This window comes from Paraburkholderia sp. 40, from assembly GCF_050434105.1.
Taxonomy (GTDB): Bacteria; Pseudomonadota; Gammaproteobacteria; order Burkholderiales; family Burkholderiaceae; genus Paraburkholderia; species Paraburkholderia tuberum.
The window spans coordinates 1,912,905-1,926,295 of record NZ_JBNPVY010000004.1; the positions used below are offsets into that span (position 1 = coordinate 1,912,905).

At 64.4% G+C, this 13,391-nt stretch carries 16 protein-coding genes; 8 read left to right on the forward strand and 8 right to left on the reverse strand.

The features are described 5' to 3' along the window. Nucleotides 1-55 precede the first annotated feature (55 nt). Nucleotides 56-556, forward strand: a complete 501-nt coding sequence (locus OKW28_RS30505) for a dihydrofolate reductase (RefSeq protein WP_176124212.1) — start codon at nt 56-58, stop codon at nt 554-556. Nucleotides 557-656: 100 nt separating this feature from the next. Here the strand turns inward: OKW28_RS30505 and pmbA are convergent, their stop codons facing one another. Continuing rightward, the gene (pmbA, locus tag OKW28_RS30510; RefSeq protein WP_429451109.1) at nt 657-2,027 is read right to left on the reverse strand and encodes a metalloprotease PmbA; all 1,371 of its coding nucleotides are present in this window, start codon (nt 2,025-2,027) and stop codon (nt 657-659) included. Nucleotides 2,028-2,178: 151 nt separating this feature from the next. Here pmbA and yjgA point away from each other — a divergent pair, with 151 nt between their 5' ends. Together yjgA and mog are read left to right on the forward strand one after the other, a co-directional pair. Further along, the gene (gene yjgA, locus OKW28_RS30515; RefSeq protein ID WP_429451111.1) at nt 2,179-2,796 is read left to right on the forward strand and encodes a ribosome biogenesis factor YjgA; all 618 of its coding nucleotides are present in this window, start codon (nt 2,179-2,181) and stop codon (nt 2,794-2,796) included. Continuing rightward, complete coding sequence (gene mog / locus OKW28_RS30520) at nt 2,777-3,418, forward strand: molybdopterin adenylyltransferase (RefSeq protein ID WP_429451113.1); 642 nt, start codon at nt 2,777-2,779, stop codon at nt 3,416-3,418. The genes yjgA and mog overlap by 20 nt, the downstream gene beginning before the upstream one ends. 38 nt (nt 3,419-3,456) lie before the next feature. Here the strand turns inward: mog and orn are convergent, their stop codons facing one another. Next, entirely contained in the window at nt 3,457-4,068 is a 612-nt protein-coding gene (gene orn / locus OKW28_RS30525; RefSeq protein ID WP_184073818.1) for an oligoribonuclease, read from the reverse strand. Between the two features lie 228 nt (nt 4,069-4,296). Here orn and OKW28_RS30530 point away from each other — a divergent pair, with 228 nt between their 5' ends. Genes OKW28_RS30530 through OKW28_RS30540 form a run of 3 tightly spaced genes read left to right on the forward strand, consistent with a single transcriptional unit; the run spans nt 4,297 to nt 6,873 of the window. Further along, entirely contained in the window at nt 4,297-5,556 is a 1,260-nt protein-coding gene (locus tag OKW28_RS30530; RefSeq protein ID WP_429451116.1) for a M48 family metallopeptidase, read from the forward strand. Next, nucleotides 5,553-6,551, forward strand: a complete 999-nt coding sequence (rsgA, locus tag OKW28_RS30535) for a ribosome small subunit-dependent GTPase A (RefSeq protein ID WP_429451118.1) — start codon at nt 5,553-5,555, stop codon at nt 6,549-6,551. Before OKW28_RS30530 ends, rsgA begins: the two co-directional genes overlap by 4 nt. Nucleotide 6,552: 1 nt before the next feature. Beyond that, nucleotides 6,553-6,873 (forward strand): DUF2007 domain-containing protein, encoded by a 321-nt coding sequence (locus OKW28_RS30540; protein ID WP_184006321.1) that lies wholly within the window; start codon nt 6,553-6,555, stop codon nt 6,871-6,873. A 72-nt stretch (nt 6,874-6,945) separates the two neighbouring features. On the opposite strand, the gene OKW28_RS30545 is transcribed toward OKW28_RS30540, so the two are convergent. The 6 genes from OKW28_RS30545 to rpsP form a co-directional block, all read right to left on the reverse strand. Further along, a complete protein-coding gene (locus tag OKW28_RS30545; RefSeq protein ID WP_090801273.1) occupies nt 6,946-7,884 on the reverse strand; it encodes a CobD/CbiB family protein in 939 nt (312 codons plus the stop codon). Between the two features lie 150 nt (nt 7,885-8,034). Continuing rightward, entirely contained in the window at nt 8,035-8,793 is a 759-nt protein-coding gene (locus tag OKW28_RS30550; protein WP_429451120.1) for an NUDIX hydrolase, read from the reverse strand. Nucleotides 8,794-8,880: 87 nt separating this feature from the next. Continuing rightward, nucleotides 8,881-9,267 carry a 50S ribosomal protein L19 gene (gene rplS, locus OKW28_RS30555; RefSeq protein ID WP_429451122.1) on the reverse strand — a complete coding sequence of 129 codons (387 nt, stop codon included), beginning with the start codon at nt 9,265-9,267 and terminating at the stop codon, nt 8,881-8,883. 149 nt (nt 9,268-9,416) lie between these two features. Continuing rightward, nucleotides 9,417-10,184, reverse strand: a complete 768-nt coding sequence (gene trmD, locus OKW28_RS30560) for a tRNA (guanosine(37)-N1)-methyltransferase TrmD (RefSeq protein ID WP_429451124.1) — start codon at nt 10,182-10,184, stop codon at nt 9,417-9,419. Between the two features lie 25 nt (nt 10,185-10,209). Continuing rightward, on the reverse strand, nt 10,210-10,944 hold the full coding sequence (gene rimM / locus OKW28_RS30565; protein WP_429451126.1) for a ribosome maturation factor RimM: 735 nt from the start codon (nt 10,942-10,944) through the stop codon (nt 10,210-10,212). A gap of 134 nt (nt 10,945-11,078) precedes the next feature. Next, nucleotides 11,079-11,333 carry a 30S ribosomal protein S16 gene (rpsP, locus tag OKW28_RS30570; RefSeq protein ID WP_013090118.1) on the reverse strand — a complete coding sequence of 85 codons (255 nt, stop codon included), beginning with the start codon at nt 11,331-11,333 and terminating at the stop codon, nt 11,079-11,081. A gap of 261 nt (nt 11,334-11,594) precedes the next feature. Here rpsP and OKW28_RS30575 point away from each other — a divergent pair, with 261 nt between their 5' ends. Both OKW28_RS30575 and OKW28_RS30580 read left to right on the forward strand, forming a co-directional pair. After that, entirely contained in the window at nt 11,595-12,689 is a 1,095-nt protein-coding gene (locus tag OKW28_RS30575; RefSeq protein ID WP_429454505.1) for a PQQ-dependent sugar dehydrogenase, read from the forward strand. A gap of 198 nt (nt 12,690-12,887) precedes the next feature. Continuing rightward, nucleotides 12,888-13,355 carry an NINE protein gene (locus OKW28_RS30580; protein ID WP_429451128.1) on the forward strand — a complete coding sequence of 156 codons (468 nt, stop codon included), beginning with the start codon at nt 12,888-12,890 and terminating at the stop codon, nt 13,353-13,355. Nucleotides 13,356-13,391 lie beyond the last annotated feature (36 nt).

Below are 13,391 nucleotides of genomic sequence, written 5' to 3' on the forward strand. Positions count from 1 at the left end.
GGTGTGCATCGACGGCTCGGGTAGAATCGCCCGGTTACCCTCCTCTTTCCATTCGATGACGACGCTCACCCTGATCGTCGCTCGCGCCAGCAACGGCGTGATCGGCCGCGACAACCAGTTGCCCTGGCGACTGCCCGAAGACCTCAAATTCTTCAAGCGCACGACGATGGGCGCGCCCATCATCATGGGCCGCAAAACGCATGAATCGATCGGCCGGCCACTGCCGGGACGCCGCAACATAGTCGTCACGCGCGATGCCTCGCGACGCTTTCAGGGCTGCGACACCGCGACCAATCTCGACGAAGCGCTCGCGCTCGCCGCGCAGGACCAGGCGCCGCAGGCGTTTCTGATCGGCGGCGCAGAGCTCTACGACGAAGGGCTGCGCCATGCGGACAAGCTGATCGTCACCGAAATCGCCGCCGACTTCGACGGCGACGCGACCTTCCCCGCGATCGACCCACGCGTGTGGGAAGAAATCGCGCGCGAGGCGCATCACTCGAATGCGCCCAACGACTTCGATTACGCATTCGTCACGTATCAGCGCAAGGACGTCTGACGGCAGGCGGCGCCACGCAAGCGATAAAAAACGCCACGCAACGTTCAGTTGCGTGGCGTTTTCGTTTGATACGGGGCTGCGCCGGAACGAGCCGTGCGGCTTACTGCCCCGCGATCGTCATCCGCTCGATCAGCACCGAGCCGGTCTGCTTGGTGCCGCGCGTGATCGTATCCGCGCCGATCGCGACGATATGGCGGAACATCTCCTGCAGCGTGCTCGCGACCGTGATTTCCTCGACCGGATACTGGATCTTGCCGTTCTCGACCCAGAAACCCGACGCGCCGCGCGAGTAGTCGCCGGTCACGTAATTGACGCCCTGCCCCATCAGCTCGGTCAGCAGCAGACCCGTGCCGAGCTTCTTCAGCATCGCCTCGAAGTCGTCCTCGGGGCGCGTGTTCGAACTGAGCAGCGACAGGTTGTGCGAGCCGCCCGCGTTGCCGGTGGTCTTCATGCCGAGCTTGCGCGCCGAATAGGTGGACAGGAAGTAGCCCTCGACGACGCCGTCCTTCACGACCGAGCGCTGGCGCGTGCGCACGCCTTCCTCGTCGAACGGCGCGCTGCCCATCGCGCGCGCGACGTGCGGGTCTTCGACCACCTGCACGTGCGGCGCGAACACCGGCTTGCCGAGGCTGTCGACCAGAAACGAAGTCTTGCGATACAGCGCGCCGCCGCTCGTCGCCTGCACGAACGCGCCGAGCAGGCCCGCCGCGAGCGGCGCCTCGAACAGCACCGGCACCTTGCGCGTGTCGAGACCGCGCGCGCCGATGCGCGCGAGCGCGCGCTGCGCCGCGTAACGACCGACCGCTTCGGGATCGGCGAGTTCGTCGGCGCTGCGCGTCGACGTGTACCAGTCGTCGCGCTGCATGTTGCGGCCGCTGCCGGCGATCGGCGCGCACGCGACGTAGTGGCGCGAATACGGATAGCCGGCGAGGAAGCCGCGCGAGGTCGCCAGCACGAACTGCGAGTGCTGTGCCGACACGCTCGCGCCTTCCGAGTTCTTGATCTGCGGATCGGTCGCGAACGCGGCGTCTTCGGCACGGCGCGCGATTTCGACCGCTTCGTCGGCGGACAGATTCCACGGGTGGTACAGATCGAGGTCGCGCGGCGCGGTTTCGAGCAGCTCGGCTTCGGCGAGGCCCGCGCAATCGTCCTCGGCGGTGAAGCGCGCGATGTTGTAGGCGGCCGCGACCGTGTCCTTCAATGCCTGCGGCGAGAAGTCCGAGGTGCTCGCGTTGCCGCGCTTGTTGCCGATGAACACCGTCACGCCGACCATCTTGTCGCGGTTGTGCTCGATCGTCTCGACTTCGCCGCGCCGTACCGAGACGGACAGGCCGTCGCCTTCGGAGATTTCGGTCGCGGCGTCGGTACCGCCGAGCGCCGTCGCGTGACGGAGGATGTCCGAGGCGATTTCCTTCAGCTCATCCTGGGTATGCGGAAAAAAGCGCTGCTTGACGTCCATGTCTGCTGCCATTGTGGTTGCCGTCCTGTTGGGGCCGCGCGGCCCTGGGTATGCACTCCGTATTCGGGGCAGGCGCGCGGGTGCGGGATAAATGCAATCCCGCGATCATAGCAAGGTACGCGCCGCCGCGGGTCGGGCCGGCGCGGCAAGTTACAATACCGGCATGACACGCAAAACCCGCATTCAACCGATCGAATCCGTCGTCACGGAAGTCGACGAAAACGGCTACGATCGTCCGAGCAAGTCTCAGGTCAAGCGCGAAATGCAAGCGCTGCAGGATCTGGGCTTGGAACTCGTCGCGCTGCCGAAAGACGCGCTCAAGCGCATGCCGATGCCCGAAAAGCTCGACGAAGCCGTGCGCGAAGCGCGCCGCATCACCGACCACGAAGGCAAGCGCCGCCAGATCCAGTACGTCGGCCGCGTGATGCGCTCGCTGCTCGACACCGAAACCGCCGCGCTGCGCACCGCGCTCGACACCTACAAGGGCATCAACAAGTCGGAGACGGCGAAGCTCCACTGGATCGAGCGCACCCGCGAAAAGCTGCTTGCCGACGACGCCGCGCTGACCGAATTCATCCGCCAGCACCCGAGCGCCGATCCGCAGCAGGGCCGCACGCTGATCCGCAACGCGCGCAAGGAAGCGGAGCAGAGCAAGCCGCCGCGCTACTTCCGCGAGTTGTTCCAGTGGGTCAAGAGCGCAGCAGGCACAGACGACGAAGCGGACGACGCGCACGCCCCCAACCTCGCCGCGGAAGACGACGATGACGACCGCGACGCCTGATCGACGTAAGCAACGTCAGCACCCCGACGAAATCGTGATCGGCCTCGTGTCGATCAGCGACCGCGCGTCGACGGGCGTGTACGAGGACAAGGGCATTCCGGCGCTGCAGGAGTGGCTCGGCGCGGCCTTGAGCTCGCCATGGCAGGTGGTGACGCGGCTGATCGCCGACGACGCGCCGACCATCTCGGCGACGCTGATCGAGCTGGTCGACGAAGTGGGCTGCGATCTGGTGCTGACGACCGGGGGCACCGGCCCATCGCGCCGCGACGTGACGCCCGAGGCGACGCTCGCTGTCGCGACCAGGGAGATGCCCGGCTTCGGCGAGCAGATGCGGCAGATCAGCCTGAATTTCGTGCCGACCGCGATCCTGTCGCGCCAGGTCGCGGTGATCCGCGAAACCGAACGACACGCCGCGCTGATCATCAACCTGCCCGGCCAGCCGAAATCCATCACGGAAACGCTGGAAGGCCTGCGCGATGACGGCATGGTCAAGGTGCCAGGGATTTTCGCGGCGGTGCCGTACTGCATCGACCTGATCGGCGGCCCTTACGTAGAAACGAACGTCGACGTGGTCAAGGCGTTCCGGCCGAAAAGCGCGCAACGCGCGCCGCGGCAAGACTGAGGTTCGAGGTTCGTGGCCTGCCCGTGCAGGCCCGCGCTTTACTGAGCGCTCGCGGCGGCGTCCGGCGCCGACGGCACGAGGAAATGCTCGCGGTAGTACTTCAGCTCGTCGATCGACTCGTGGATATCGGCCAGCGCCGTGTGCATCGCGCGCTTCTGGAAGCCCTTGTAGATGACCGGCTGCCAGCGCCGGCACAACTCCTTCAGCGTGCTCACGTCGAGGTTGCGGTAGTGGAAGAAGCTCTCCAGATCCGGCATCCAGCGCGCCATGAAGCGGCGGTCCTGGCAGATCGAGTTGCCGCACATCGGCGACTTGCCCGGCGGCACGTACTGGCCGAGGAACTCGCGGATCTGTGCGGTCGCGTCGGCCTCGCTGACCGTCGACGCCTTCACGCGATCGATCAGCCCCGAGCGGCCATGCGTGTTCTGGTTCCACTCGTCCATCTTCGCGAGCGATTCATCGCTCTGATGAATCGCGAGCACCGGACCTTCGACCATCCTGTCGAGCGTCGAATTCGTCACCACCACCGCGATCTCGATGATGCGGTCGGTGTCGGGCTCGAGCCCGGTCATTTCCATGTCCAGCCAGACGAGATTCATGTCGCTGCGCACGAGCGGCGGCTGTTCGGTGGATGCGAGGATGTCAGTCATGAAGGCAACCCTGAGGGCCGCGCGGCGCGGCTTAGCTGGAAACCCGCGCGGCGCGGCATGTGTTCGTTTGAAATCGATTCGCGCGGTTCGAGCCGGGCCGGCCGCGCCAAAGCGCCGCCCTGAACTGCTACCCGGAGCTATTGCGTTGAACCGTCGCGTTAAACCGTATCTCCGCCGCAAGGCGGGAAGAAACATATAATTCTCGCATAGATACCACGGAATCCCCGGATGCCTACCCTGTACTTCACCGCCCTGTTCGTCATCGCCGTCGTCGCGATGGTCGGCACCAAACTCTGGCTCGCGTCGCGGCAGATCCGCTTCGTCGTCGCGCATCGCGAACAGGTGCCGAGCCAGTTCGCGAACACCATCGCGCTCACCGCGCATCAGCGCGCGGCCGACTACACGGTCGAGCGCACGCGGCTCGCGATGGTCGAGATCGTCGTCGGCGCGGCCGTGCTGATCTGGCTCACGCTGCTCGGCGGCGTGCAGATGCTCGATCTCGCGATCTCCGACTGGCTCGGCCGCGGCTACGTCGGTCAGATCGCGCTGGTTGCCGCTGTGATCGCGATCACGAGCGCGATCGACCTGCCGTTCGATTACTACCGGCAGTTCGTCGTCGAGCAACGCTTCGGCTTCAATCGCATGAGCAAAAGCCTGTTCTTTTTCGACCGTCTGAAGGGCGCGCTGCTCGGCATCGCGTTCGGCCTGCCGTTGTTGTTCGTCGTGCTGTGGCTGATGAACCGCGCGGGCAACCTGTGGTGGCTGTGGGCATGGGTCGTGTGGGTCGCGTTCCAGATGTTCGGCCTGCTGATTTTCCCGACCTTCATCGCGCCGCTCTTCAACAAGTTCGAGCCGCTGAAGGATGAAGCGCTCGTGACCCGCATCGAGGCGCTGATGAAGCGCTGCGGCTTCGCCGCGAAGGGCCTGTTCGTGATGGACGGCAGCCGCCGTTCGGCGCACGGCAACGCGTACTTCACCGGCTTCGGCGCGAGCAAGCGCATCGTGTTTTTCGACACGCTGCTCGCGCGCCTGTCGGGCCGCGAGATCGAAGCGGTGCTCGCGCACGAGCTCGGCCACTTCAAGCGTCGTCACGTGACGAAGCGCATGCTGGTCACGTTCGCGATCAGCCTCGCGATGCTCGCGCTGCTCGGCTGGCTGACGCAATGCGTGTGGTTCTACGAAGGGCTCGGCGTGCGGCCGTCGCTCGTCGGCGGCAATAGCGGACTCGCGCTCGTGCTGTTCTTCCTCGCGCTGCCGGTGTTCATGTTCTTCGTCACGCCGCTCGGCAGTCTCAGTTCGCGCAAGCACGAGTTCGAAGCCGACGCGTTCGCGGCGACGCAAACCGACGCGCACGATCTCGTCAACGCGCTCGTCAAGCTGTATGAGGACAACGCGTCGACGCTGACGCCCGATCCGATCTACACCGCGTTCTACTATTCGCATCCGCCGGCCTCGCAGCGGATCGACCGACTGCTGCAGCACGCATGAGCGGCCGCGCTCCGAAGAAGGCGGCGCGCGGCGCGTCGGCCACCGCATCCGGCATGCACGGCGCGCGCACGGGCGGCCTCGTGGTGGCCGCGCACGGCCGCCACTATCTGGTCGCTCCTGAGGACGGCGGCGCGTTGCTGCAATGTTTCCCACGCGGCAAGCGCAGCGAGGTCGCGGTCGGCGATCGCGTGATCTATGAGCCGACCTCGGCGGATCAAGGCGTGATCGTCGAGATCGGCGAGCGGCGCAATCTGCTGTATCGCTCGGATCAGTACAAGTCGAAGCTGTTCGCCGCGAACCTCGACCAGTTGCTGATCGTGCTCGCCACCGAGCCTCATTTCAGCGAGGATCTGCTCGGCCGCGCGCTCGTCGCCGCCGAGGCGAACGAATTGAAGCCGCTGATCGTGCTGAACAAGATCGACGTCACCGATGCTCTGGACGGCGCGCGCAAGCGGCTCGAGCCGTATCGCGCGCTCGGCTATCCGGTGCTCGAAGCGTCGATCCGGATGCAGCCCGAGGCGGCACGCGCAACGCTGACCGAACATCTGCATGGTCACGCGACGCTGCTGCTCGGCCAGTCCGGCATGGGCAAATCGACACTCGTGAACCTGCTGATTCCCGATGCCGAAGTCGCGACGCGCGAGATCTCGACCGCGTTGAACAGCGGGCGCCATACCACGACGTTCACGCGTCTTTATCCGCTGCCGCGGTCGGAGGGCACGACCGGCGTGAATGGCGTCAACGGCGCGGCCGGCGCGCTGATCGACTCGCCGGGCTTTCAGGAATTCGGCCTGCATCACCTGACCGAAGGCCGGCTCGAACGCGCGTTCCCCGAGTTCCGGCCGCTGCTGCCAAACTGCCGTTTCTATAACTGCCATCATTTGCACGAGCCTGGCTGCGCGATCCTCGAAGCCGTCGCCGACGGGCGCATCCGCCGCGAACGGCATGCGCTTTATGCGCAGCTCGTGCACGAGGCGAGCCAGATTGTCCGCTGACATGAAACTGATGCGCGCGCCGAACCTGATCATCGGACAGCATTGGGTCAACGTGCTGGAGACCGCCGGCATCGCTTGCGAGCTGCACAACCGCTATCTGAACGGTGCGCTCGGTGAGATTCCGGCCGACCAGTGCGCGCCGGAGCTGTGGCTCGTCGATGAACGCGATGAGGCGATCGCGCGGCGGCTGATCGAAGCGGCCTCGCGAGGACCGGCTCCGGGCGCGCCTCCATGGCAATGTCAGCAGTGCGGCGAGGTGCTCGAGGCGCAGTTCACCGTGTGCTGGCAATGCGGGACTGTGCGCGATCCGTTGAAGGGGTGAAGCGGAGTCGGAAATTGAAGAAGCCGGGCATTGCCCGACTTCTTCTTGTGCGGCGCGCGTGGCTTGGCCGCTTCAGGCGAGCCACACCGCGATGGTCAGCATCAACAGCAGGATCATCCACAGTACGACTGCACGCCACACCAGCCCCACTGCCGATTGCAGCGTGCGCGGCGTGCAGTCGTCGCCGACCTGCATCGGACCGCCGTCGCCGGTGGCGAGCGCGTCGAGGCTCGACGGCTCCGCGAGTGGCCCGGCCAGGCGCGCGCCGAGCGCCCCGCTGCCCGCGGCGAGCAACACGCCGTCGTTCGTATCGGGCCACTGCCGCGCATGGTTGCGCCACGCGTAAATCGCATCCTCGAAATTGCCGACGATCGCAAAGCCCAGCGACGTCAGCCGCGCCGGCACCCAGTCGATCACGAAGAACGCGCGCTGCGCGAAGCTCGAAAACGCGACGGTGCGGTCGTCGGCCGGCCGCGCCCATGCGCGCGCGAGATATTCCGCGCAACGGTACAGCACCGCGCCAGCGGGACCGACCGGAATCAGAAACCAGAAGAACACGCCGAACACATGGCGATGCGACGCGACCACCGCGTGGATCAGCGTGTGACGCACGATCTCGCTGACCGGCATGTCGACGGTCTCGAGCCCGGTCCATTCGTTGAGAATTTCGCGCGCGCGTGGCACGTCGTCGTTGTTCAACGCGAGATGGATGTCGGTGAAGTAATGGCTGAACTGCCGGAAGCCGAGCGTGAAGTACAGCACCACGACGTTCCACAGGAACGCGAGCATGAAGTGGATGTGATACAGCACGTAGTAGACGAGCGCGACCGCGAGCGTCCAGGGCACCACCACGACGAGCCACGCGAGCAGACCGTGACGTTGCTTGCCAGCATCGAATCCGTGCGCCGCCGACTCCGCATGGTATTGAAGCAACGCGGACAACGGATTGTTCGGCGACAGCGCGCGTACCTGTTCAATGATCAGAGCCAGCAATACGGAGAAAAAAGTCATGCGATGCGCCGTGCTTTTTAAGTTTTTACGATTGTTTTATAACGATAGCACAGGGTCGGATGAGTCTGAACGCGGATGCTGACAAAGCGCCGACAAGTGCGTCGTTCGCGCAACTGTGCATCGTCGACGCGGCGATGCGAGTCACGTAATTTATGCGGCGAGGAACCGATACAGGTTGCGCAGCATCGCCGCCGTCGCGCCCCAGATGAAATGATGGCCGCCTTGCACGGCTGCTGGCGTGACCGTCTGCGCGTGGTGCGCGCCGCGCTGCTCGGCGGCCTCCGGAGCCACCGTCAATTCGCCGCGCGGATATGGCATCGCGAAGAAGCGGCGCTCTCCGCCCTCGTAGCGGAACAGGCGTTCTTCGTGGTTGCACGGGTCCATCAGGAACGCGAGCGGCACTTCGAAGACCTCGGCCACTTCGAGCGTATCGATCTCCAGCGAGAACGGCGGGTGCACAAGAGCGATGACCGGCGACACGCGAAAGCCGGTGCCAGTCAGATAGTCGGGCAACGCGCCGAGAACTTCGACGCGCGACGCGTCGAGGCCCACCTCTTCGTGCGCTTCGCGCAGAGCCGTTGCGGTCGCATCAGCGTCGAACGGTTCCTGGCGACCGCCGGGAAAACTCACCTGACCGGCGTGATCGTTCAGATGGTCCGCGCGCTGCGTGAGCAACACGGTAAGGCCACGCGCGCGCACGACGAGCGGCACCAGCACCGCGGCCACGCGCGGATCGAGGTCGGTATTGCGCCACGGCGCATCGGCAATTTTCTCGGGTGTCCAGGCAAGCTGCCGATCAAAGCGCGCCCGCAGTGCATCGGGCGTCAGACGCTCGCGCGCGACCGGTGGCAGATCGGCGCCTGTCGCGATGACAGGCAGAGTTTCGGGCTCAAAGACGGGGCGGATCAACGGGTCTCTCTGATGAGCGGGGACATGCCGCTATTTTGACCTGGCCAACAAAAAAGCACCCGCGAGGGGTGCTTTTTCTTACAGCATTTACGCTTGGGAAGCAGCGCGGTCTTTCGAGACCAGCTTTTCCTTGATTCGAGCCGACTTGCCCGAACGCTCGCGCAGATAGTACAGCTTCGCACGACGCACATCGCCGCGACGCTTGACGACGATGCTAGCCAGCAGCGGCGAATACGTCTGGAACGTACGCTCGACGCCTTCGCCCGACGAAATCTTACGGACGATGAACGACGAATTCAGACCACGATTACGCTTGGCGATCACGACACCTTCGTAAGCCTGCACACGCTTACGCGTACCTTCAACCACGTTCACGCTGACGATGACCGTATCGCCCGGACCAAAATCCGGAATGGTCTTTTCGCCGAGAGCGCGCGCGATTTCTTCCTGCTCGAGTTTTGCAATCAGATTCATCACTGACTCCTAGATCCATCTTGTCGGCGTTCGTACCTGCCCCACACGCTTACTGCGTTGGGCTACGGCCCCGATAGAGGATGGGTTCACATCTGGCACCGCACACGCATGTGCGGCACCGCCTTGTGTCCGCTCGAAAGACCGGGGCCTCAGGCCTTCGGCTCTTCCTTCGCGAGACTCGCTAGCCACGCCTCGTCGGCACGGCTCAGCATTCTGTTCTTTCTGGCCTTCACGATCAGATCGGGCCGCTTGTTCAACGTGTTGCGCAATGCTTCGCGCCGCCGCCACGCTTCGATTTCCGCATGATGGCCGCCGAGCAGCACATCAGGCACCCGCACGCCCTGGTATTCCTCGGGACGCGTGTAGTGTGGACAATCGAGCAGCACATCGACGAAGCTATCCTGCACCGCCGACTGTGAGTCGTTCAGCACGCCAGGCAATTGACGCACGACCGCATCCATCAACGCCATCGCGGGCAACTCGCCGCCCGACAGCACGAAGTCGCCAAGGCTTACTTCTTCGTCGACGACACGGTCCAGCAGACGCTGGTCGATCGCTTCGTAGCGCCCGCACAACAGGATCAGACCGGGTTCGGCCGTGAACTTCATCACGCGCTCGTGATTCAGTGCGTCGCCTTGCGGCGACATCATCACAACGCGCGACGCACAGATGCCCTGCTCCGACTGCGCCGCTTTCGCGGCACTGATCGCGTCTTCGAGCGGCCGGGCCAGCATAACCATGCCGGGGCCGCCGCCGTATGGGCGATCGTCGATCGTGCGGTAGTTGTCGGTCGTGAAATCGCGCGGATTCCACGTACGCAACCCATAGCGCTGCTGCTTCGCGGCCCGGCTGGTGATACCCCAGTCAGTCAGCGCGCGGAACATTTCTGGAAAGAGCGTCACGACATCGAACTGCATCGCTCTCCCCGCTCAACGATAGATTTCAATAGTCAGCTTCCCAGTCGACGACGATATGCTTTGCCGCCTGGTCCACCGTTTTGACAAAGACGCCGACGAACGGGATCAAACGCTCGCCTGCGACCGGTTTGCCGTTTTTGTCGGTAGCCGGATATTCGATGCGCAGCACCGACTGCGCGCCGTTGTCGATCATGCTGGCGACTTTGCCGAGGTTGAGCCCGGCGAGATTCACCACGTCCAGGCCGATCAGATCGACCCAGTAGAATTCGTCGGCTTCGAGCGCCGGAAATTCGCTACGGCTGATGTATACGCGAGAACCGCGCAAAGCCAACGCCGTATCGCGGTCAGCGACGCCACCCAGACGGGCGACCACGCTGTCGCTATGTGTTTTGGCCTGCAAGGACGGCGCCGATTTGCGCTCCTGGCCTTTCAGCAGCCACCAGTGCTTCGCGCTCAGCAAGACGTCGCCGCCTTGCCCGGCATCCGCATGCGCGGCTACCTTGACCCAGCCTTTGAGACCATAGGCGTCGACGATTGCGCCGACTTCGACCGCATCGGCCGGCCAGCTCGCCGCCGTTTCGATGCGCATTTCTGCAGCTTCGAAATTGGCGTTCGCGGCATTGGCATGCGCCTCTTTCGCCTTGCCGTCGGTTCGTTCGACCGGCTTGCGGACGAATGCACCGAACGACGCCTGACCAGACGCCTTTGCGCGCGAACCTGCCTTGACGCTACCAGAACTGCCGGAATCACGCTCAGACATCGAATAACCTCGACAACAACTTCGCAGCCTGCTTTGGCGTCTGCTTCAGTAAAACAAATTGCGCGTCGGACTGCTCACGCGAGTTGCGCGAGCCGCCGGCCGAACCGACGACGATACGCCTGCGGGCCGCCATATCAAGCAGCCGGCTGCGCCTTTTGCGCTTCCTTCACGAGACGTTCGACGGTCGGCGACAGTTGCGCGCCAACACCTTGCCAGTACGTCAGGCGATCCTGAGCGATACGCAGGGACTCGCCCTTCGTAGCGACCGGATTGTAGAAACCGACGCGCTCGATGAAGCGACCGTCACGACGGCTGCGCGAGTCGGTGGCGACAATGTTGTAGAACGGGCGCTTCTTGGAGCCGCCACGAGCCAAGCGGATGATGACCATACTAGAATCCTTGAAAACCGGGGTTCGGAACGACTGAAACACGCGATTATAGCGGGAAACCGACGCCATAACAAACACTTACCGGGATAAACTGCGGAACCGGGCTGCACCCACCTTCTACAAGAGGTGCGAGAACCCGCTCAAACGCCCGAATTACCTGAAGGAGCGCCTGTGCAACGCCAGCCGAAACTCCCGTTTCCGGTCGCCTTTTTTGCCTTTTTCGTACGCTTTGCTGGACTTTCGCGCACCTCGTGCAGCCGGATTCTACGTGCGTTAGCGGCCGCGGTTATCGCCGCGCAGGCGTTGACGGCAATCGCCGCGCTGCCCATCGAGAAAATCAAGCTGCCGCCGGGCTTTCACATCGAAGTGTTGTCGGACGAGGTGCCGAGCGCGCGCGCGATGACGTTGTCGCCCAAGGGCATTCTCTACGTGGGCAGCGACGATGGCCATGTGTATGCGCTCGAGCTGCGGAACGGCCGCGTGACGGGTCACCACGTGATCGCGTCCGGGCTGCAGATGCCCGCCGGCGTCGCGTGGCGCGGCGGCGCACTCTATGTGTCGGCCGTGTCGAAAATCGTGCGCTTCGATGCGATCGACTCGCACCTGAACGATCCGCCGAAACCGGTCGTTGTCACCGACAAGCTGCCAACGGACACGCATCACGGCTGGAAATTCATCGCGTTCGGCCCGGATGGCAAGCTGTACGTGCCGCAAGGCGCGCCGTGCAACATTTGCCAGAGAGATCCGGACCGCTTTGCGATGATTGGCCGCATGAACCCGGACGGCAGCCACTACGAGGTCGTCGCGCGCGGCATCCGCAATTCGGTCGGCTTCGCGTGGCATCCGGTCACCCACGAACTTTGGTTCACCGACAACGGTCGCGACCTGCTCGGCGACGATATTCCGAGCGACAAGCTCAACCGCGCGCCGCTAGTCGGCATGAACTTTGGCTTTCCGTACTGTCACGGCGGCGACACGCCCGACCCCGAGTTCGGCAAGGATCATCCGTGCAGCGAATTCACGCCGCCAGTGGTCAAGCTTGGCGCGCACGTGGCGGCGCTAGGCATGCGCTTCTACGACGGCCCGATGTTTCCAGCCGACTACCGCAACAATATCTTCATCGCCGAGCACGGCTCGTGGAACCGCAGCAAGAAGGTCGGCTACCGCGTCGTGCGCGTGATCACCGACCCTGACGGCAGCCACGCACGCCAACAGGTCTTTGCCGAAGGCTGGCTGCAACCCGGCGAATCGGTCTGGGGCCGCCCCGCCGACGTGTTGCCGCTGCCAGACGGTTCGCTACTGATCAGCGACGATACCGCCGGCGCGATCTATCGCGTCACGTATTCAGCGCCGTAACGCGCGGATCCACGCATGTCCGGCTGAACGGCTGCACTCACCTTGAGCCAGGTCCGGCGCATCTCGCCGCCCCGCTTTCAGCCTGGGCGATCGACCTCCACGTGACCACCCGCGCGCCGCAGGCGTAGAATGCGCGTCGGTCCGCGCCCCCACGGCGCGCCGCTCCTTTCGGCCGCCCGTCACTCTGCCCACGCGTTCATGCCCACCGCTGCCTCGACTTCCCCGCGCTTCAGATCCAAGACGCTCACCGCCGCGTTGGCGTTCCTGTTCGGCAGCCTCGGCGCCCACCGCTTCTATCTGTACGGCACCCGGGACATCTACGGCTGGGCGCATCTACTCGGCACGCTGATCGGCATTCCCGGCGTGATGCTGCTGGTCGCGACCGAGCGCGCGTCGATCCTGGGCTGGGTGCTCGCGCCGATCGGCGCGGTTTCGCTTTTTGCCGCGTTTCTGGCGGCGCTCGTCTACGGGCTGCGTCCTGATCAGAAATGGGATGCGCAATTCAACACCCGCACGCAACGCAAAAGCCGCTCCGGCTGGACGGTCATTTTCGTCGTGATCTTTTCGCTGCTGATCGGTGCGTTTCTGCTGATGACCGGTCTCGCGCTCGCGTTCCAGACCTACTTCGAAAGTCAGGTCGAAGCGGCCAAAGCGATTTCGCAGTAATGCCCCCGTGGCGGGACCCGCAGACGTTCCTGCGCG